The organism is Streptomyces sp. NPDC043996 (assembly GCF_056435225.1).
In genome coordinates this window covers 121,977-142,108 of record NZ_JBWKEY010000005.1, presented here as the reverse complement: position 1 = coordinate 142,108, position 20,132 = coordinate 121,977, and the positions used below count along the sequence as shown (strand labels likewise).

General features: G+C 68.3%; 15 protein-coding genes and 1 pseudogene. 5 read left to right on the top strand and 11 right to left on the bottom strand.

The window, feature by feature from the left end:
• Position 1: 1 nt before the first annotated feature.
• From AC07A4_RS14815 to AC07A4_RS14805, 3 genes are all read right to left on the bottom strand, one after another.
• Positions 2-424 carry a DUF6907 domain-containing protein gene (locus AC07A4_RS14815; protein ID WP_478597814.1) on the bottom strand — a complete coding sequence of 141 codons (423 nt, stop codon included), beginning with the start codon at positions 422-424 and terminating at the stop codon, positions 2-4.
• Between the two features lie 97 nt (positions 425-521).
• Complete coding sequence (locus tag AC07A4_RS14810) at positions 522-953, bottom strand: hypothetical protein (protein ID WP_478597812.1); 432 nt, start codon at positions 951-953, stop codon at positions 522-524.
• Between the two features lie 37 nt (positions 954-990).
• Positions 991-1,206: a helix-turn-helix domain-containing protein gene (locus tag AC07A4_RS14805; protein ID WP_478597810.1), complete on the bottom strand. Its 216-nt coding sequence runs from the start codon at positions 1,204-1,206 to the stop codon at positions 991-993.
• Positions 1,207-1,549: 343 nt separating this feature from the next.
• Here AC07A4_RS14805 and AC07A4_RS14800 point away from each other — a divergent pair, with 343 nt between their 5' ends.
• Together AC07A4_RS14800 and AC07A4_RS14795 are read left to right on the top strand one after the other, a co-directional pair.
• Positions 1,550-2,113, top strand: a complete 564-nt coding sequence (locus tag AC07A4_RS14800) for an IS110 family transposase (protein ID WP_478597808.1) — start codon at positions 1,550-1,552, stop codon at positions 2,111-2,113.
• Positions 2,114-2,232: 119 nt separating this feature from the next.
• Entirely contained in the window at positions 2,233-2,748 is a 516-nt protein-coding gene (locus AC07A4_RS14795) for a transposase (RefSeq protein WP_478597805.1), read from the top strand.
• 8 nt (positions 2,749-2,756) lie between these two features.
• Here the strand turns inward: AC07A4_RS14795 and AC07A4_RS14790 are convergent, their stop codons facing one another.
• From AC07A4_RS14790 to AC07A4_RS14780, 3 genes are all read right to left on the bottom strand, one after another.
• Positions 2,757-3,545, bottom strand: coding sequence for a hypothetical protein (locus tag AC07A4_RS14790; protein ID WP_478597802.1), 789 nt, complete (start codon positions 3,543-3,545; stop codon positions 2,757-2,759).
• A 15-nt stretch (positions 3,546-3,560) separates the two neighbouring features.
• Entirely contained in the window at positions 3,561-4,175 is a 615-nt protein-coding gene (locus tag AC07A4_RS14785) for a hypothetical protein (protein ID WP_478597799.1), read from the bottom strand.
• A gap of 440 nt (positions 4,176-4,615) precedes the next feature.
• Positions 4,616-7,606: an AAA domain-containing protein gene (locus AC07A4_RS14780; RefSeq protein WP_478597796.1), complete on the bottom strand. Its 2,991-nt coding sequence runs from the start codon at positions 7,604-7,606 to the stop codon at positions 4,616-4,618.
• A gap of 1,592 nt (positions 7,607-9,198) precedes the next feature.
• Here AC07A4_RS14780 and pglW point away from each other — a divergent pair.
• Both pglW and pglX read left to right on the top strand, forming a co-directional pair.
• Complete coding sequence (gene pglW, locus AC07A4_RS14775; protein WP_478597793.1) at positions 9,199-13,875, top strand: BREX system serine/threonine kinase PglW; 4,677 nt, start codon at positions 9,199-9,201, stop codon at positions 13,873-13,875.
• Between the two features lie 72 nt (positions 13,876-13,947).
• The gene (pglX, locus tag AC07A4_RS14770) at positions 13,948-17,640 is read left to right on the top strand and encodes a BREX-2 system adenine-specific DNA-methyltransferase PglX (RefSeq protein WP_478597791.1); all 3,693 of its coding nucleotides are present in this window, start codon (positions 13,948-13,950) and stop codon (positions 17,638-17,640) included.
• 46 nt (positions 17,641-17,686) lie between these two features.
• Here the strand turns inward: pglX and AC07A4_RS14765 are convergent, their stop codons facing one another.
• From AC07A4_RS14765 to AC07A4_RS14755, 3 genes are all read right to left on the bottom strand, one after another.
• Complete coding sequence (locus AC07A4_RS14765; RefSeq protein ID WP_478597788.1) at positions 17,687-17,875, bottom strand: DUF397 domain-containing protein; 189 nt, start codon at positions 17,873-17,875, stop codon at positions 17,687-17,689.
• A gap of 154 nt (positions 17,876-18,029) precedes the next feature.
• Positions 18,030-18,341, bottom strand: coding sequence for a Scr1 family TA system antitoxin-like transcriptional regulator (locus AC07A4_RS14760; RefSeq protein WP_478597785.1), 312 nt, complete (start codon positions 18,339-18,341; stop codon positions 18,030-18,032).
• Positions 18,338-18,691, bottom strand: coding sequence for a helix-turn-helix domain-containing protein (locus AC07A4_RS14755; protein WP_478597782.1), 354 nt, complete (start codon positions 18,689-18,691; stop codon positions 18,338-18,340). Before AC07A4_RS14755 ends, AC07A4_RS14760 begins: the two co-directional genes overlap by 4 nt.
• 110 nt (positions 18,692-18,801) lie before the next feature.
• Between AC07A4_RS14755 and AC07A4_RS14750 the strand changes: the two are divergent.
• A pseudogene (locus tag AC07A4_RS14750) lies at positions 18,802-19,158 on the top strand (ATP-binding protein); the annotation flags it as partial.
• Between the two features lie 97 nt (positions 19,159-19,255).
• On the opposite strand, the gene AC07A4_RS14745 reads toward AC07A4_RS14750, so the two are convergent.
• On the bottom strand, positions 19,256-19,756 hold the full coding sequence (locus tag AC07A4_RS14745; RefSeq protein ID WP_478597779.1) for a hypothetical protein: 501 nt from the start codon (positions 19,754-19,756) through the stop codon (positions 19,256-19,258).
• Entirely contained in the window at positions 19,753-20,052 is a 300-nt protein-coding gene (locus tag AC07A4_RS14740) for a hypothetical protein (protein WP_478597776.1), read from the bottom strand. Before AC07A4_RS14740 ends, AC07A4_RS14745 begins: the two co-directional genes overlap by 4 nt.
• Positions 20,053-20,132: the final 80 nt, after the last annotated feature.

Below are 20,132 nucleotides of genomic sequence, written 5' to 3'. Positions count from 1 at the left end.
GTCAGGCAGCCGACCTCGGCGGCCTGCGAGCGGAGTGCGCGTCGGCGCCCCCGGACATGCCGGTGACCACGGTCACTCCCGCGAGGATCGCGGCGTACCGGGTCCGTAGCGCACGCAGTCGCAGCGCATGGCTCTCCACATCCCGGATGTGATCGTCGAGCTGCTGCAAGTTCAGTTCGGCGCTGCCTCCGTCGGAGAACACCCAGATTTCCGGTGTGCGGCCGTCGGCCCCCTCTTCATCCTCGTGCAGCCAGGCGAGGTGTGCCGTGATCATCGGCGGCGAGGGCCGTCCGCCCTGCTCCCCGGGCACCTCCAGGTGCACCGGAGCACCCCAGTGCGCGCCGTCGCGGTCCGGGCCGCAGTTCTCGACACACCAGGACGGGCACCGGCGCGGCTCGTGTTGTCTGTTTTCCTTCCGCGACATGACAGGGCCCCTTCCTCAGGAGTCGTCGGCTCAGCGCCTCGGCAGTGACGTCCACGGCCTTCTACGTGTACGTCCAAGACGGCAGCGGCTGTGTCACTCATGCCGCCCGCCGTAGCGGATCCGCCATGTCGGCCATGTTCCGGTACACACGGAAGTCGCAGTCTCCCGGCCGCCCGCCGAGCCGCTGGACGATGAGCGCGGCGACCAGTCCCCATCCAGGCCGTACGACGGGGTGGCGCTCGCGGCCGACCAGCAGGATTCCCCCCGCTCCGGGCCCGACGCAGCGGTCGGCCAGCGCGCCTGCCAGCGCCGTGCCGAAACCCCAGAGATCGACCCTGAGGCTGGTCGGCAGCTCGGCCCTGACGGACACATACGGCCTCGGCACACCATTCCTACGGGGGGCCGCCACCACCGCTCCGAGAGCATCCGGGACCAGGCCGTCCGAAGGCAGGATGTCCCCGGCCTCACCGCCCAGGCGTTCGGTGATGACCGCTCTGACGGCGAGGATGACGTCACGGTCGGACCTCAAGCCGTGGCGGGGCGCCCGTCCAGCGCCCCGGAATTGATCACGGCCGCTCATCGCCAGGGCCCTTGGGGCCGGGCAGGCCCACCAGGCTGATCAGGTGCGCGGTAGGAACGCGGTAGCTGTTGCCGATCCTCAGGAGCGGACAGGGGAACCTGCCTCGGCGGGCCAGGTCGTACGCCCTGGTCCTGCCCAGCCGCAGCACCTTGGCGGCCATACACAGATCCACCACGACCGGCAGAGCCAGCAGTTCCCGCACGGTGATCCCCTGTGTGGCGGTTCCTTCCTCAGCCAGGTGGTCTGATGCCGCATCGGCGCCTCCCCGCGCGGGTTCTCGCCGCGTGATCCGCGGAGTTTCCGTTTCGTTCTTCATGTCATGCCGCCCTAGCTTCTTTCGCACGGCCCGGTCGTTCGCGACGATGGGGTCGCGCGAGCGGGGCAGGGATGGGTTTCATGCTTGCTGCCATGGATGGCTGCGGAGGCTGTTCCCCCTGTCCCGCCACCTCTTCTGAACTGCTGATTAGGCTCTGCGGACCATCGCTTGGTAGGGCGAGGACAGGCGGAAGGGGACGCGCCGCACATTGCACGGCGAGGGGAACATCATGGTCGCCACCGCAGGATTCGACACCGCCAAGGACTTCCACTGGCTGACGGTCATCGACGACCGCGGCCGACACTTGCTCAGCCACCGCGTCGACAACGACCCCGAGTCGATCGACCAGGCCATCACCGAACTGCTCACCGTTCAGGACGAACACGGTGCTCTCACCGTGGGTCTGGACCTGTTGGGAGGCATCGCGGGACTGCTGACCGCCATGCTGCTGAACGCCGATCTGCGCTGCGTCCACCTGCCCGGCCTGGCAGTCAACCGCGCCCGGCGCGGCACCCGCGGCGGAGAGAACAAGTCCGACCCCCGGGATGCGAGGGTCATCGCCGAACAGGCCATGCTCCGGGACGACTTGCGCGTCATCGAACTGCCCGAGGAGACTACGGCCGAACTGCGGCTGCTGGTCAGCCACCGCAAGGTGCTGGTGAAGGAGACCACCGCCCGCGTCAGTCGCCTGCGCGACCTGCTGACCAGCATCCATCCTGGTCCGGAACGCATCGTCGACCCCACCCAGAAGTCGAGCCTGCATCTGCTCTCGCGCTACATCACCCCAGACTAGATCCGGCGTGCCGGCACCACACGAATCACCGCATACCTGCGCCGCCAGGGCGTCTACCAGCCCATGGCCGGCAAGCTGGCCGACGCTCGGTCACCGCTGCCCGCGCCCAGCACACCAGCGTGGTCGGCGAACGCCGCACCGCCCAGCTCATCCGGGAACTCGCCGCCGACCTGCTGGTCTCCAAGGACCGGCTGCGGACCGTGGAAGCTGAGATCGAGCAGAGGGTGGACGCACACCCTGACGGGGCCCTCATCCGCAGTCTGCCGGGGATGGGGGCCAACCTCAGCGCCGAGTTCATCGCGATGGTCGGCAGCATCAACCGGTTCACCAGCGGCGACGCCCTGGCCGCCGCTGCCGGACTCGCCCCCGTCCTCGCCCAGTCCGGGAAGATCCGCTACTCGCGCGGTGCCCTGGGCGGTGACAAGGCTCTCAAACAGGTCTTCTACCAGTCCGCGTTCTGTGCCATCCAGCGAGACTCCGTCTCCCGAGCCTTCTACGACCGCAAGAGAAGCGAAGGCAAGCGGCATCACCAAGCCCTGATCACCCTGGCGCGCCGCCGCGTCAACGTCCTCTACGCCATGCTCCGCGACCGCGAGCCCTACAGAGCACGCCCTCAACTGCGCCTGATCGCTTGACAACAGCATTAGGCAGCCTCTGCCAGTTCCGCGAGGGTCGGGCTTGCGGGAAGATTCCGCCTCGTGTCAGCTCCCGGGACCAGCAAGTAGCGGGCGAGGCGTTCTTCGGCGACCGCGCGCCGGACGCGGCACGCGGTGTATCCGATACCGAGGCGACGTGCGGCGTCCGCCAGTCCCTCGTTCTCCATCCGGGTGCGGCCGATCAACTCGGCCTCGTCGGGGGTGACAGCGCCGGCACGCACCGCTCGGTCCAGGACGAAGTCCGGGTGACCCGAGGTCGGGCGGTGGGCGTGCAACACCCACCGCTCGATCAGGGGGACGGCTCGTAGCCCACCCGTGTAAGTCGCCCGGGCGCGCAGCCCGGCCCGGTAGCCGGCCCACCACAGTCGCGACGCCACGCCGCGCACATCGACGTCGATCGACTTGAGTTCCTTCAGGAAGCCCTCGATCACTTCGGCCTCCGCGTCCGGAAAGGGCAACCCTCCGCCTCGTACCACCCGGGCCGCGGCTCCACGAAGCCCGGGCGCCATCATCCATACCGCGGCGAGGGGCCAGTCCCCTCCCTCGCTCTGTGCCCGGAAGACCAGTTCCTTCCACACGTCCTCGCGGACCGCGTAGGGTGTCGCCCTGCCCAGGAGCCGAGTGCGAAGGTCCCGCAACGGAGCCTGCTTTTCAGGGAAATCATGCTCGATGTCCATGCCGTCGACATCGAGTGAGAAGATTGCCGACTTGGAATCAAGGTCCCGGAATGCCGCTTCGATCGAATCCAGCGGCGTCCATTCACCTGCCCACGGCATCTGGACTCCTCGCTCTTACGCCGCGACGGGGCGTGCGCTGAAAGGCTCGGTTCCGCGCCCGTTCTCGCTCGTGGACAGTTGCCTCTGCCCGATGTTCCGCAGGGTGAACGGTCGAGCGGCACTAGCTGCCCTAGGCGGACGCCACTCTGATTCACTTCGGGTCAGATGTTCCACGACGCGACGTTCCGCCCGACCGCGTCGCTTACTACATGCCTCGTAACTGATGCCGAGTCGCCGTGCGGCAACCGCGAGCCGTTCACCTTCGATGCGCGTCCGGCCGATGAGGTCTCCTTCGGCTTGGCTGATGACTCCCTCCTTACACAGCCTGGCCAGCGCGAGATCCGGATGGCTGGGGACATGTGGCGCCGAGGGCACGCACTCACCGAGATCCGATGCGAGATGCCGAACGGCATCCAGATCGTGCAGCCGGGCGCGGTGTGCGCCTCGGAACGCTGCCCACCACAGTCGCTTCGGCAGGCCGTCGGCCGTTGGATCGACCTTGTTCAGTGCGGACAGAAAGGCGGCGACGGCCTCGGAGTCCAGATCTCCTCGGTCCACCTGTGGTGCGCTCGCCTGGTTCTTGCTGATGCGGCGCAGGCCCGGCAGCATGACGCCGATCGCGGCGAGCATCCACACTTCCCGATCCGTACCTCTGTGAGCGCGGTGGACGAGCGCTCGCCAGACGGCGTCCCGGGTCTCCGCTTCCGCGGACTCCAACAGCCGTGTCCTCGCTTCGTCCACCGGAACCGGCCTGGACAGAGCGTCCTGCCCGAATACGTCTCCGTCGAGGGTGAGTGGATTGGGGTCGGCAGCGAGTGCTTGAAAGACGGATTCGACTGTGTCCAGCAGTGAGCGGTTCACGGCAGGCGACATCGCCTATCTCCCTCTGGATTTCCTCACGGCGCCGGGCGGCTGGCACCCCCGGCGATCACCCCCCACTACATAAGACCGCCCTATCCATCCTGCGGGGACACGGGTGACCGGAATTCCTCGGTCTTGTCTTCCAGAACTCGAAGTGCGACTGCATCTGATGCGTTCGGCACTCGAGTCGGACCACCGAGATCAGCCCCTCAAGGCGACGGCGGCAGCCATCGCGCCGCCTGTTCACGACTGACCCGCTCGGCATCCACGTACCACTGACGACGCTCCTTGTCCCAGCGGGCGCCGAGAGACCGCTTCGCCTCGTCCTTCTCCGCGTACGGAACGTTCAAGTACAGCCGCTTCCCGCCCTGCACCGGGGCCCTTCCGCCCGCGGACCTGGGGTTCCACGCGGCCCGCTCCTTGCGCGCCCGCTCGATCACGCGGCCCACCCGCTCGCACGCCTTAGGGTCCGTGAGTCGCATCATGAGGTCGGTCGGGCCCGCATTCGCCAGCAGGTTGAGGGAACCGTGCCACAGCACGGCACCGTCGAGGATGAGCACCTTCTCGTGCATGCGCTCGCGGAACTCCACTTGGCAGCCGATCGACCGCAGCTCATCAGTCAGTCCCTTGACGCGTTCAGCCGCGGCGTCCGTGGTCTGCTCCTCGGCCGGACGCGTCCGGACGATCACGCGGACCCCGTCGGATATCCGCTTGGCCAGCTGTGCCGACCACGCACGTACGGGCCGGGGATCGAGGAACGGGCAGTAGATGTCGATGCTGCGCCGCGCCCTGTCGATGTCCCACCCCACCGCCCTGGGCACTTCGTCGGCGGGGAAGAAGGCCGGACGGGCCAACTCGTCGTCCGGAAGCGAGGCCAGTTGGGCGGCTTCGCGCACGGGGATGAGTTCATCGACGGACATGCACTGGGCGTGGGCCTCAAGGTGGTCCAGCATGCGCCGCGCTTCGCTCTCGACCGGCAGGTGCTGGCGAAGGTGTTCGACGTCGGCGAGGACGATGAGGTGGTCCTGAGCACGACTCAGGGCGACATTGAGCAGCCGACACGTGTGCGAGGACAGACCTGTGCCTTGGAAGAAGTAGCCGGGCTTCGCTCCGGCACCGGCTGTGGTGTCGAGAATGACGATGGGCCGTTGGCTTCCCTGGAACCGGTGCACCGTGTCCACCAGCCCCTCGAACTGCTCCCCGAAGCGGTAGCCGAGGCTGCTCTTCAGCGCCTTCACCTGCGCCCGGTACGGAGCGATCACAGCCAGCCGGTCGGTGGCTCGCTCGCCGGCTGGCACGCTCTCCCATTTGCGGCCGGGCAGCACCCCTTCGTACTGCAGGCCGCGGACGAGTTCATGCACGGCCGCCTCGTGGACGGTGTTGGTGAGGTGGTCACGGTTGGGGATGCGTTGACGCGAGGTGTCGATGAGGATCAGTGGAGAGTCGACGAGGGTATTGAACGGGATGCGGGAGTCGTCCCCGCGGCCGGTCCGCAGTGGCGCGTCGGGATAGGCGACTGTGTTCACGAGGGCGCAGATGGCGCTGTGCATGCGGTACTGCGTGTCCAGGGCCACGAGCCGTGTGTCGCGGTTCACCGACCCTCCGGCGCCGACTAGACCGGCCGTGTGGAACACGTCGTGGGCGGTCCATCGCCGGGCATGGTCACGCTCGGGGCCGGTCGCCTTGCGGTCACCGTCGCCCTTCGTCACGGCGGGCAACTGCCGGAAGTCGCCCGCCACCACGACTCGCTTGCCGGCGAGCCCGGCCGCGTACCAGGCCGACGGCAGGTCGACCATTCCCGCCTCGTCGATGACGACGACGTCGACCCGGTCGAGCAGCTTCCGGGACTGCACGGCCTTGGCGACGGTCGCGCCGAGCACTCGGCACTTCGACCGGACCGTGTCCTCGATCCCCCCACGCTGCTTCTCAAGTGCGTCGACGTCCGCCTGGAGTTGCTCGGCCTGCTTGTCCAGGGCCACCCGGTTCGGCAGTACCGCCAGCTTCGGCAGCTCGGCCGAAAGCGCCGCCCTGATCCGCGTGATCTCACCCGTTGCCCGGCGCAGGTCCCGGTCGGCGGCGGCCAGGACCGAGGCCGCGTTCCGGATCAAGGCCTGAGCTTGGGCAATTGCAGCCTGCGCGGTGTCCAGCTGGCTCCGCTTCCGAGCCGCGAAGATCCCGCTCGGGGCCCCGATCCGCGCCATCACCGCCTCCTGGGCGGATATGTCGGCACGGGCCGCGTCCTGCGCCTGGGTCCACATCACCCGTGCTTGCCCCGCCCCTCCGTAGGCACTCTGCGCCGAAGCAAGGTCGCCCCGAAGCCCCTCCACCTTGTCGTGGGTGGCGATGCCCTCGCGCACCTGCCGGAGCGCCGCGGCGTTCTCGGTCAGGGCGGCGTCGATATGCGCGGTCAGCCGTGCGGCGATGCGCTCCGGGTCCACCTCATCCCCGTACTTCTCACTGAGTGAGGCAACGGTGATGTCACCAGCACGCTGTACGAGACCGTCGGCGAAGCCCTCTTCTCCGGAGAGGAGCTCACAGATCCGTTCGAGGGCTTGGTCCACGGCGACCTTGGTGGGCGCGAGGAAGAGCACCGAATGGCCCTGCCGAAAGGTGCCTTCGACGATGTGCGCAACCACGTCGGTCTTGCCGGTCCCCGGCGGCCCCCAAAGAAACAGCACCTCGCTGGCGAGCGCCTGCTCGACGGCCTGCCGCTGACGCGGATTCAGCTGGAGCGAAGCCCAGTCGGCCACCCAGCGCCCGGCCGTGCCGTCATTCAGAAGCTTGGGGGCACCGCGCCCGAGCATCCACCCCGCGCTCTCCACCCGCACCGGGTGATTAGGCTGCCCCACCGTTTCAAGCCGCTCCGAGAGGACCCGCCACGAAGCCGCGTCGTCCTCCCGGATCTGCACATGGGCCGGCGTCTCCCCGAGATCACCCTCGGTGACGAGCCGCACCTTGCCCTCGGGCATACGCGTCACCTCGGCCGGAGCCCAGACGCCGGTGGACCGCGACGCACGGACCAGAGCCGGCTTGCCGTTCATGGCGTCGAGCCACTTCCGGTACTCGAACAGATATTCGTTCCACCCTTCGATAACCGAGACCCTGCGCCCCGCGGACAGGGAAACCTTCTGGCCGTCCTTTCCCTCACTGCGCAGCTCGGCGGCGATTTCCAGCCGTACCGCCGTCAGCAATTCGGTCACCGGATACGGCCGTGCCGATTCCCCACCCATTCCGCCCCCTGTCATCCCACAGCCGCGGCAGCTGTGCGTTGCACATGCCATGCAGTCCGACTGTAGACAGAGCGAACCGCAGGACTCAGGCTTTCTGGCCAGGACCTGCCCATACCCCACGAGCAACCCGGACACCGGGACGAAGCCCCACAACGTGCGGGCCGAACGCCTCGTGGCGCAGCAGCTACTCGCCGCCCACTCTCCAACAGCACAAAAGGGGACACACCCCCGGAGAGCCCCAGGCAGGCTGCTGTTGCCATGACGGAACTCGCGGTTACCGGCAAGTACTCCTAGTTCAGGCCTCCTCGCTACGGCTACTCCCCGCTGACCGCTTGTACCGAGCAACTTGCCGAGATCGTGCAGGAGGTCCGCATCAGTGGAGAGGCAACCGAACGCGAGCGCCTGTCCGACTTGAAGGAAGCATGGTGGAAGTGCCAGCGATGGGAAGCCTCGAAGCACAGCCCGCAGCGTGGAAGCACGCCACGCGCTTCGTCGAGCGCACAGGCGCACTCCGACCTGTACAGAAGGTCTACCGACCGGGCCGACCATGGCCGAAGCACAGGCGTGGATCGAGTAGGCCGAGTGCTACGCGAAGCGCCTGAACCCACTCAACGGTTCACCATTGCAAGAAGCGACCAACCTTCGCAACCGAGTGACGCCCCGCCGGGGCGGGCGTCAAATGTGCGCCACGGGTCCAGGCTCCGCCCGTCGCGACCCTGCGCCCCAGCCCTCCACCGACCTGTCGCGGTCCCATGAACACGCACGGTCCAGGACCACTCTCTGCGGGAGAGAAGAGCGGACTCCGGCAGGTCCCTGCGGCAAGCACCGAGCGGCCAACTCGCATCATCACGGCCGACCGCCTCGGCTCCTGCCAGGCCTCCCAGCCCCCACGCCCACCAGGGAATCGCAGCCCATCCTCCTTGGCTGCGGCTCCGCCGCATCAGGTGGCTGCCCCGAAGAGCGTCCACACTCCGAAGGCCAGGCCGAACAGTGCGAGTTCCGCCAGGTCGGTAACCGTGACAAAGGTGAAGCCGTGATCCTGGCAACGGGTGAATAGTCCTTTGCGCCTACGGCGGCACGACCGGTGGTATGGCGTCGTTCCACCACAACGAGAAACTCGCACATATCCACCTATACCTAACAATCCCACGACAAGTGGTACTGAACCCCTCGATATCCCGCTCAATCTCTCACACGTACAGAAGAGTTGCGTGTTCCGACCCGTACGTCTTCGGACGAACCGCAAGGCCCACATTCCGGTCACTCGCCCATGGCCCTCACCCACGCCGCCCCGCTCAGCCACCGCAACGCTCACCGAACACCCCGCCGACTTCGACGGGACCCGTCCTGTCGCTCACCTCGACTCCCGGCTGACCCGACACGGCCGGCTCCCCTCCAGCCCTCTGGACTGCCCTTGTATGGCCGCTGTCACATCTGGCCCGCCTGTTGTCAGTCTCACCGTCTAGGATTTCTTCCAGGGATTTCAGCCGGGTTGCCTGGGCCGCACCAGCAGGAATGCGACCGGCATACACGCAGATGAGCCGAGACGGGGCAGGAGCCGCATGGAGGATGGCCGGTGGACGACGGTCACCGAGTCCGAGTTCGAGCACGAGCGCCGCGGTCTTGAGGCGATCCGCAGGCTCCTGCCGAACGAGGAGCCTTGGCGCGCCTGGTCGAACTTCACCTTCACCGCGAACAGCGGGCACGTCCGCGAGATCGACCTCATGGTCACCGCGCCGGCCGGTGTGTTCCTGGTCGAGCTGAAGGACTGGCACGGGTCGGTGAGCGGCGGCGGCAACAGCTGGGTGCAGACGACACCCGGCGGCACCCAGCGTCGGCACGGCAATCCGCTCCACCTGACGAATCAGAAGGCCAAGGAGCTGGCAGGTCTGATCGGCAACGTCGTGGGGCGTGGCCCCGGACGGCCGAGGATCTGGGTGGGTGAGGCGGTCTGCTTCACCGACGACAGGTTCCAGGTGAATCTGGCGGGCGCCGACCTGAACGGCGTGTACAAGGTCAGGCAGCTGGTGGAGATGCTCGCCGTTCCACCGGACGACACCCGGGGGCAGGTGACTGCCGGGGTCGCGCGCCAGGTCGACGCGGCCCTCAAGCAGCTCGGCATCGCGTCCGTCCGCCGTCAGCACGAGGTCGGGTCGTACCTCCTGGAGACGAAGTCGTTCGACTCCGGCCCCACCTGGGCTGACTACCTGGGACGTCACACCCAGTTGCACGACCTGGCGCGAGTGCGGGTCTTCCTCAGCGAGCGGGGCGCTTCGGACACCGAGCGCGCCTCGGTGGAAAAGGCCGCCGCACGCGAGGCGACGGTGCTCAGCCGGTTCCGGCACCCGGGCGTCGTCCAGCTGAAGAGCTACCTGCCGTCGGGGCACCCCGCAGGCCCGACGATCCTCTTCGACTACCACCCGGAGACCCTCAGACTCGACGACTACCTGGTGGAGCACGGCGAGCGCCTCGGCCTGCCGGGCCGTCTCGCACTGGTCCGCCAGCTCGCCGAGACTCTCCGTTCCGCGCACTCCAACCGGCTCCATCACCGCACGCTGTCGGCGCATGCAGTGCACGTGATCCCGCGCAACCGTGGTCCGCGCGGGCGCGAACTGGGCGAGGAGCAGCGCTGGCTGAGCCCCCGGCTGCAGATCGCGGACTGGCAGATCGCCTCCGGGCACAGCGCCAGCCAGGGCAAGCCGCTGACCCTTGCCACCTCCCATGTGTCCGGTCTGCACGTCTCCCAGCAGGCCGACCCGTATCTGGCGCCCGAGCTGCGGATCCCGAAGGCGGACCCGGTCCGGCTCGATGTGTACGGGCTCGGCGTCCTCACCTATCTCCTGGTCACCGGGCAGGCGCCGGGTGCGACCCAGAGCGAGGTCCTGTCCCGTCTGGAGGCGGGCGAGACCCTTGCGCCGAGCGCGCTGGTGGACGGCCTCAACCCCGACATCGACGACTTGGTGGAGGCGTCCACCGCGTACGAGCCGAACCGCCGCCTCTCCACGGTCGACGACTTCCTGGAGATGCTGGAATACGTCGAGGAGGCGTTCGCCGAGAAGGCTGAGTCCCCCGACGACGCGGCGGGCGGCGGTTCGGCCGGCGCCGGTCAGCCCCCGACATCCGGCGGGGAACAGCCAGAGCCGGAGAAGGACCCGCTGGAAGCCGTGGCCGGTGATGTGTTCGCCGGGCGCTGGGAGATCGTGCGCCGTCTCGGTACGGGCTCGACGTCGCGGGCGTTCCTGGTCCGTGACCTGGCCGGTGAGCCCCGTCGTAGCGGCAGCCTGCCGGTCGCGGTGCTCAAGGTCGCGCTCAGCGAGGCGAAGCACGTGGTGCTCGACCGGGAGGCCGATGTCCTGGGCCGGATCCACCGGGATTCCAGCATCATCGCGCTGTACGAGCGGGAGCCGCTGACCCTCGCGGGCCGCAGGGTGCTCGCCCTGGAGTACGTGGGCGACAGCCGCGCACTGGACACGGAGGGCACGGGCAAGCCCGCACGCCGACGCGAGGACACCGTCGCCCGTCAGCTGCGGGACTACGGCCGCCTCCGCATGGACCAGCTGGAGACGTACGGAAAATACCTGTTCGGCGCGGTGGAGCACCTGGAGGCGGAGGGCATCTGGCACCGGGACCTGAAGCCGGACAACATCGCGATCCGGATCCGCCCCAATGGCACCCGCCAACTCGTGATGATCGACTTCTCGCTCGCCGGTTATCCCGCGAAGGAGATCGAGGCGGGCACCGAGGGCTATCTCGACCCGTTCGTCGGGATCATCACGCGCGGTTCGTACGACGGCCACGCCGAGCGGTACGCGCTGGCTGTCACGCTGCACGAGATGGCGTCCCGCGAGCTGCCCCGCTGGGGTGACGGCTCGGTCACGCCCCGGCAGACAGATCCGGAGGAGTGGCCGTACCCGCAACTGGCCGCCGACGCCTTCGACGACCCGGTGCGGGACGGCCTGGTGGCCTTCTTCCGCAAGGCCCTGGCCCGGGACGTGAAGGACCGCTTCCCGGACCTGAAGCCGATGGAGCGCGCCTGGAACGCGATCTTCCTGGACGCCCAGCGGACGACAGCGCCGAGCTCCGGGCACGGCAACAAGGTGGTGGCGGTAGAAAGCGCTGCGCCGCAGATCGGCCAGAGCGACGACGACACCTCGGCCGAGGAGATCCGCGACGAGCAGGCGGAGCGGGCCGCCCGTTCCACACCACTGTCGGTGGCGGGCCTGACCCTCGCGGCGCAGTCCCAGCTGTTCGACCTGGGCCTGAACACCGTGGGGGACGTCCTCGACTACTCGGTGCGGAAGTTCCTGACCGCGCCGGGCATGGGCGCACGGACCCGCACGGAGATCCAGAACCGGCAGAAGCAGTGGAACCTGCGACTCGGCAAGACACCGGCGCCGATGAGCAAGGAGGCGCTCAAGGCCGCCCGCGAGGAGGTCACCGAGCTGGAGCAGGCGGTCGCCGAATCGGTCGCGGCGGGCGGCGGCAACACAGGGCCGGAGGTGCTGCGCGCGCTGAGCCTGGACGCGCTGGCGTCCCGCCTGGTGCCGCGCCCGTCGGGCGGCAGCGCCCGTTCCAACGCGAAGGAGCGCGAGGCCGTCCGGCTGCTGCTCCGGCTTCCCGATGAGAACGGTGATCTGCCCGAGGGACTGCCCTGGGTCCGGCAGACGGACGTCGCCAAGGCCCTTGCCCTCACCGTGGGCCGCATCCCGCAGATCGTGAAGAAATCGCGCGAGCGCTGGTACAACGATCCCGCGCTGAAGCTGCTGAGCGAGCAGGTGATCGAGCTGGTCGCCGATCGCGGCCGGGTCGTGCCGGTGCTCGAACTCGCCGACGCGCTGCTCGCCCAGCGCGGCAGCAAGGTGGCGAAGCGGCGCGACCGGCGTGCGCTGGCGCTGTCGCTGCTGCGTGCGGTGGTGGAGCGGGAGCAGTTCCGGGAGCAGTACGAGGAGACGCCGCCGCGGTTCCGGTACTTCCACGCCCGGCTGCCCAAGGGTGCAGAGCCGGTGCTCGGACTGATCGTCATCGACGTCCGCGACGGGGAGGACAGTGACGACGGGGCGGACACCCCGACCCTGCCTGCCCTCCAGGAGTACGCGCTCAAGCTGGGTACGCAGGCGGACGAGCTGGCGGGCCTGGAGTCCCTGCCGACGGCGAGCACGGTTCTCACCAAGCTGGCCGCGGTCCGGCAGCCGCCGGGGGCGCTCGGCTGGGACGAGCGGCGGACAGCCGAGATCGCGGTCGCGGCTTCCCCGGGTGCCGCGCTCACGCCTCGCCTGGAGATCTATCCACGAGATCTGGATCTCGTACGTGCACTGCGGATCACGCAGGCCGGTGTAGTCGCCGTGCAGCCGGGTGTCGAGGAGGAGCGCCAGCCGGGCCTCACCGTCGACGCCCTGCACAAGCGGGTCTTCACCCGCTTCCCCGACCTGGGCGACGATCCCCTCGTCCCGTGCGAACTGCCGGTCGGCAGCGCGCTGGTGCGGTTGCTGAAACAGGCCGGTTTCGAGCTGAAGCTGGCGACCCGCTACGACAAAACCCTCCGGCTCGTCCCAGACCGCCCCGCCGGGGAGTTCACCAGCGGGCTGACGTCCGCGAGCTGGGGTATCGCCGCCTCGGCGGCGCGGCGGTCCGCGCCCACGCAGTACGACGCGGACGCGGCGGTCGCGGCGGCGGTGAAGGCCGAGCAGCGGCTCGTGCACTCGGCGGGGCAGGACGGGTTCCGGGTCCTGACCGTGCCGGACCGGGGTGCGGAGACGGCGGTACGACGGCTGGCCGGCCAGCCGTACGGGGCGGCGGTGGTGTCGCTGACCGGGCTGTTCCTCGCCGAGCTGCGCGGCGTGATCGCCGAGGCGGCCAAGCCGATCTGGGAGACCGTCCTCAAAGCGGACGCCACCGAGGCGGGCACGCGGCCCCACCAGCAGTTGCGGGTCCGTACGGACAAGGCGTGGGGCCGGGTCGAGCCGCTGCTCCGCGACCGCCTGGCGCAGGGCAGCGGTCCGCTGCTCCTCACCGACACGGCGGCACTCGCCCGGTACGACGCGTTCGACCTTCTGGGCCGGCTCGCCGAGGAGTCGCGGCAGGGCGGCAACCCGCTGTGGCTACTCGTCGCCCAGTCCGACCCGGCGCGCGCGCCGAGGCTGGCCGGGCAGAGTGTTCCGTACCAGGCTGGCTTCGACGAGTGGATCGTCGTGCCGGACGCGTGGGTGGCGCGGAAACATCTGGCGCCGGACGCCGTCTGACGTACGGCGGATCGTCGCCTCTTCTCTCCTCCTTCTCGTCTCGCCTTTTAGTCACAACTTCGGGAGCAGTCCGTGATCGACCGCAAGAGCCTCCTCAGTGACCTGCAGAAGCAGGTCAAGGCGGCAGAGACCGACCTGGACGCGCAGGTCAAGGCCGTTCCCGAGGTCGGGGCGCGACTGCGCGGCGAGTACGACCAGGCGAAGAAGCTCGGCCGCACGGCGGCGACCTGGAACAGTTGGCTCGGGGAGCGGGTCACTCAGGTCGCGGTGGCGTGGGTGCTCGGCACGGTCTTCGTGCGGTTCAGCGAGGACAACCGGCTGATCGCGGAGCCGTACATCACGGCGCCGGACGTGGCGGGGCGGGAGGTCGCCCAGGCGCGGTACGAGGAGTACATGGCGAAGGACGCCGACCCGACGTATCGCGGCTGGCTGGAGACGGCGTTCGCGGAGCTGGGCACGGGGCAGGCGGGGCGACTGCTGTTCGACCGGGATCACAATCCGCTGTACCAGATTCCGCTGTCGCATGACGGGGCGGGAGCGCTGCTGGCGTTCTGGCGGGAGCAGAAGTCAGTGGCGGCGGAGGCGGAGGACGACTCCGGCAGCACGTCGGCCGCATCAGTGCTGGTGCACGACTTCACGGACCCGCTGAGCGAGGACGGTACGGAGGGGTGGGACACCCGGTTCCTGGGTGACCTGTACCAGGACCTGAGCGAGGCGGCGCGCAAGACCTACGCGCTGCTCCAAACCCCGGAATTCGTCGAGGAGTTCATCCTCGACCGGACGATGACGCCTGCGGTACGGGAGTTCGGCTTCGAAGAGCTGAAGATGATCGACCCGACGTGCGGGTCGGGCCACTTCGTGCTGGGCGCGTTCCGGCGGCTCGTGCGGATGTGGGCCGAGGAGCGGCCGGAGGTCGGGGCGTACGAGCGGGTACGGGCGGCGCTGAAGTCGGTTCACGGAGTGGACCTGAACCCGTTCGCGGTGGCGGTGGCGCGGTTCCGGTTGCTGGTCGCGGCGATGGCGGCGAGCGGGATGCGGACGTTCGGGGCGGCGCGGGAGTACGAGTGGCCGATCCAGTTGGCGGTGGGCGACTCGCTCATCAAGGACCGGCAGTTGGAGCTGCAGCTGGGGCTCGGGGAGGAGGGGGCGGGTCGCGACCCGCTGGCGGAGTTCTCGTATGCGACGGAGGACGTGCAGGAGTTCCCGGGGATTTTGCGGGAGGGGCGGTACCACGTGGTGGTGGGGAACCCGCCGTACATCACGGTCAAGGACAAGAAGCTCAATGAGCTGTATCGGGAGCTGTACGACGCCTGCGCTGGGACGTACGCATTGTCCGTCCCCTTTGCCCAGCGCTTCTTCGAGCTAGCCAAGCGGGGCGGAGGTGACGGGCACAGCTACGGCATGGTCGGTCAGATCACCGCGAACTCCTTCATGAAGCGAGAGTTCGGGACGAAGCTGATCGAGGAATACTTCGCGCACAAGGTCGAGCTGACCGAGGTCATCGACACGTCGGGAGCGTATATCCCAGGGCACGGAACGCCGACGGTGATCCTAGTGGGACGGCCCAAGGACGGGGCGAAGCGACAGACAACGATCCGGACAGTCCGAAGCGTACAGGGCGAGCCTTCAGCACCGGACAACGCGGAGAATGGCCTCGTCTGGCGGGCGATCGTGGACCAGATCGACCAAGCCGGGAGCGCGGGGCAGTGGGTATCGGTAGACGACTTGGAGCGACGTCGGCACTTCGAGAAGCAGCCGTGGATCCTGACTGACGGCGGGTTGGAGCTCAACGAATCAATCGCAAGTTCGGCACGTAACAAGTTGCGGGACACCCTGTCTCGCCCAATTGGATTCGCTAGCTTCCCCGGCCAAGATGACGCATTCATCAGTACGCCCGATACCTTGCAGCGCAGGGGTGTTTCCGATTCTGTATCACGTAATTTTGTCACGGGTGCAGTAATCAGGGACTGGGCCGAGAACTACATCGAGTCCGCGATCACCCCGTATGCCGCAGACTTGAAGCCCCTTGATTGGGATGAACACACTCCGTGGGGGCGGATCCTGTGGCCACTGCGCTCACAACTGAAGTCCACGAAGGACTTCGATGGCAAGTCCCATGCCGATACAGGAAAGGCTTGGTGGGCGTGGTATCGATGGGTCCCTGAGCGATATCTCACTCCCTTGTCACTCACATTCGCCTCCGTAGCGACGCACAACCACTTCGCCCTTGACCGCGGCGGCAACGTGTTCAACAGGCATGCACCTGTAATTAAGCTGCGGAAGGGTTCGCCGGAGGAGGAGCACGTCCGGCTGCTCGGGCTACTCAACAGCTCCACGGCCGGATTCTGGCTCAAGATGGTGAGCCACAACAAGGGAAGCACCGTAGACGCACGAGGGGCACGCCAGTCAACAATCCCCTTCGAGGATTTCTACGAGTTCACTGGAACCAAGCTCCAGGAATTCCCTCTTCCCGCCGAGTTTCCTACGGCCCTCGCCACCGAACTCGACACCCTCGCCCAGCAAATCTCCGCCACAACCCCCTCCATCCTAGCCGCCAAAGCCACCCCCACACCTCCAGTCCTCCGCGACGCCCAAACCCGCTATGCCTCAGCCCGCGCCCGCATGATCGCCCTCCAAGAGGAACTCGACTGGCAGGTCTACTCCCTCTACAACCTGCACTCCGAGGACCTCCGCCTGCCCGATTCCTCCGCGGTCCCCGAACTCACCCTCGGCGAGCGCGCCTTCGAGATCGTTCTCGCGCGCCGGGTTGCCGCCGGTGAGGCCAGCGGCGAGTGGTTCAAGCGGCACAACTCCACCCCCATCACCGAGATCCCCGCCAACTGGCCCGACGACTACCGCGCCCTCGTCCAGAAGCGCATCGACGTCATCGAGTCGAACCGAGCCATCGGCATGATCGAGCGCCCCGAGTACAAGCGCCGCTGGGCTACCGAAGGCTGGGACTCGATGCGTCAGAAGGCGCTGAAGTCCTGGTTGCTCGACCGGATCGAGGACCGCTCGTACTGGTTCGACGCGAACGGCAACCCCACCGTCACCACCCTCGCCCGGCTGACCGAATCCCTGTCCGCCGACGAGGACTTCACCTCCGTCGCCGACCTCTACGCGCCCCGCCAGGACCTCGCCAAGACCGTCCGCGACCTGCTCTCCGAGGAGCACGTCCCGTTCATCTCGGCTCTCCGCTACAAGCCCGCCGCGCTCAAGAAGCGGGCTGACTGGGAACACGTCTGGGATCTCCAGCGCGAGGAGGACGCCGCGCCGGACGAGCCCGCCAAGCGGAAGATCCGGGAGCGGACGCCCGTACCACCGAAGTACACGTCGGCCGACTTCCTCAAGCCCAGTTACTGGCGCGCCCGCGGCAAGCTCGACGTGCCCAAGGAGCGGTTCGTCTCGTACGGCACGGTGAACGCGCAGTCGCCCGAACTGTACGGGTGGGCCGGCTGGGACCACCTGGAGCAGGCACTCGCGCTCGCCTCGTACATCCAGACCGCCGGTCTCGGCAGCGAGGAGATCGTGCCGTTCCTGGCCGGGCTCCTTGAGCTCCAGCCCTGGCTGGACCAGTGGTACGGCGAGTACGACGCCGAGTTCGGTGCCTCCCCCGCCGCCGAGATCCTCGCCTTCCGACAGCAGAAGCAGGGCGAACTCGGCCTGACCGACGACACGTTGCGCGCCTGGCGCCCTGCCCCCGCCACCCGCGCGAAGAAGGCCGCCGCCCCGAAGAAGACGGCGGCCTCCGCAGAGTCCGACTGAGCAGTGTGTCTGTGAGGCGGCGGATCCGCCGCCTCACAGACGACAGTCAGAAAGCCGACACGTGCGTGGTGAAAGCCGCCCAGGCACTGGAGGTGACGGCGAACGAGTCACGGCCGAGGTCCTTGGAGTCCCGAACGCGGACGGCTTTGGCGTCCAGCGCGACCTCGATGCAGTTGTCGCCTTCGCTTCCGCTGTAGCTGCTCTTGAACCAGTCCAGGTCTTCCGTGGTGCTCATAGCGCTCCTCGCGCCTGATTTCCAGCAAGCTCACCGTAGCCCAGCAATCCAGAGCCTGGGAACGCAGCTTGCCATAGCGTTGGAGGAGAACACTTACGTCGTTCGGAGCGGCGATCAGGCTGCTGGAGCGCTGGCCTTCGACGTAGCCGATCCACTAATGGCCAGGCCGCTCGGCCAAGTACATCTGACCGTCGACGCCGGTGTGATCCTCCTGCCAAAGCGGCATGACCTGGATCTCCACGTTGCGAGTGACCTCAACTCCTCCCAAGCGGCGTTCAAGAAGCGCTTGCTCGATGACAAAGCTGAAGACGGTGTTCGGCCGCTGAGTGAGGAGTTGCTGCCGGTCCAGTCGAGCGGCGACCTCGCGTTCCAGTTGCTCCTCGGTTACAGGCGGGAGCCTGCAGTCGAACACCGCCCGGATATATCCCTCTGACTGCAACAGCCCTGGGAATCCCCCGGCACTCATACGCGTACAGCGTGATCGCCTCTTCCTCGATCCCCGCCCGTTGCAGGAACCAGGACGCCAGCCCGGCCTTCCTCCGCAGGGTCTTCGCCGCTACGGCAAGGACCTTGCCCGCGACCGGCTCCAGCACTTCGGCCGTCCGGTCCGGAAGGTTCTCTGGAAGGGAATCGCTCGCCCTGCTCGATCTTCGCGACGTACGCCGCCGAATACCGCACCCGGACCGCGAACTCCTCCTGGGTGAGCTCTCCCGCCTCCCGCAGCGCCTTTAAGACGGCCCCGAACGTCCTGAGGCTGTCCGACAGTTCGGGTTTGCCACCCGCCGCCGTACCGCCGTCGTCCTGGTCCGCCGTCATCGCCGCCCCGCTTTCCGTGCCATGCGCCCCGCGCCCCGCGTCGGCCAACCTGCCTATGGTTACGGCTAGTTACCCGCCCAGTCCAGGACGTTAACCTCCCCGCCACCCCACTCGGCGCGAGCCTCGCCCGCCGGACCGCCGTGGCCCGGCTCGACGACTGGGGCGTCCCGCCCGGCAGCCCGTTCTCCGACACCGTCGCCCTCCTCGTCGCCGAGCCCGCGGCCAACGCCGCCCGCCACGGCCACGTACCGGGACGGAACTTCGAGCTACGCCTCCTCCACAAACACGCGCACACGACCGCAGTCGTACGCGTGGAGGTGTCCGACACCCACCCGCGACGGCCCGACCCCACGACGGTCACCACGGCCGACGGGGACGCCGACGGCGGCCGAAGACTCGCCCTCGTACCGGCCGTCGCCGACGACTGGGGCGTCGAGGATTGCACCGGCCCCGGCAAGACCGTTTGAGCACAGACCGGGCCGACCGGCCACCCGGACCCGAGCGGACCGGACCGCCCCTGACACCGGCATCGCTCACCGACGCCCGGCGAGGGAACCGGACGACTCAGAGCAGCACACGCTTGCCCTCAAGGAATCCCGCCAGCTCCGGCACCGGCAGAATCCGCACGCCCGTGCCGCCCTGATCCAGAGCGTTCCGGTAGGCGCACAGCCCCCGAGGGTCGGACGTGACCACGACCGCCTCCGGGTGACGCGCCGCGACGACGACCGCGAGCGCGTCCACCGCGTCGGGGCGCTCCTCGTCCGGCAGACCAGTCAGTGCGAGGACCTGCCCGGACCGCTTGGCGTCATCGGTCACGTGTCCGCCCTGGCACACACCGCACGGCGGCGGCTCGGCACTCCGGGCTCCGAAGACCACGCACTCCGAGATCAGCCTGGTCAGCGGCGTCCACCTGCCGGGCCGCCACGCCTGCGCGAGGACGGGCAGCGGGATCACCGGCGGGTGGCCCGGGCCGAGCAGCGCGCGGTGCAAGAGGAGTGCGGGGCGGTCCTGGCGGTCGACAGCGAGGAGCATTCCGGCGTCGTAGACGAATACCGGGTGGTTCACGCGACGTGGTCCTCCGCGGCGGCCAACGCCTGAGCCATGCCGGCCCGTGCTGCCGCGACGTCCTCCTCCGTGATGTCCACCGCAGCCTCGACCGGCACCGGAGCGGCGTCCGTGGCCGCGATCGCGGCGTCTATGCCCGCGAACCGGCGCACCACGACCTCATCCTCCGCCATCTGCCGCCGCACCGCGGCCGTGACGTACGCCGAGACATCAAGGCCCAGCGCCTCGGAGGATTTCTTGACCGCCGCGTGCAGCACGGGGTCCATGCTGATGCTGAAACGCGCCTTCATGGCCATACCCCAAAACGTAACACGCCGTGTTACGCGGTTGCTGCGAATCGGCGAATCGGACGGCCGGGTGTCAGTACCACCCTTTA

What these genes read in the sequence shown, in the direction of transcription:
- AC07A4_RS14760 (WP_478597785.1), bottom strand. Translation starts at nt 18,341, where the DNA reads ATGAGTGCCGGGGGATTCCCAGGGCTGTTGCAGTCAGAGGGATATATC.
- AC07A4_RS14765 (WP_478597788.1), bottom strand. Translation starts at nt 17,875, where the DNA reads ATGAGCACCACGGAAGACCTGGACTGGTTCAAGAGCAGCTACAGCGGA.
- AC07A4_RS14740 (WP_478597776.1), bottom strand. Translation starts at nt 20,052, where the DNA reads ATGGCCATGAAGGCGCGTTTCAGCATCAGCATGGACCCCGTGCTGCAC.
- pglW (WP_478597793.1), top strand. Translation starts at nt 9,199, where the DNA reads ATGGAGGATGGCCGGTGGACGACGGTCACCGAGTCCGAGTTCGAGCAC.
- AC07A4_RS14800 (WP_478597808.1), top strand. Translation starts at nt 1,550, where the DNA reads ATGGTCGCCACCGCAGGATTCGACACCGCCAAGGACTTCCACTGGCTG.
- AC07A4_RS14790 (WP_478597802.1), bottom strand. Translation starts at nt 3,545, where the DNA reads ATGCCGTGGGCAGGTGAATGGACGCCGCTGGATTCGATCGAAGCGGCA.
- AC07A4_RS14815 (WP_478597814.1), bottom strand. Translation starts at nt 424, where the DNA reads ATGTCGCGGAAGGAAAACAGACAACACGAGCCGCGCCGGTGCCCGTCC.
- AC07A4_RS14755 (WP_478597782.1), bottom strand. Translation starts at nt 18,691, where the DNA reads ATGACGGCGGACCAGGACGACGGCGGTACGGCGGCGGGTGGCAAACCC.
- AC07A4_RS14785 (WP_478597799.1), bottom strand. Translation starts at nt 4,175, where the DNA reads ATGCTCGCCGCGATCGGCGTCATGCTGCCGGGCCTGCGCCGCATCAGC.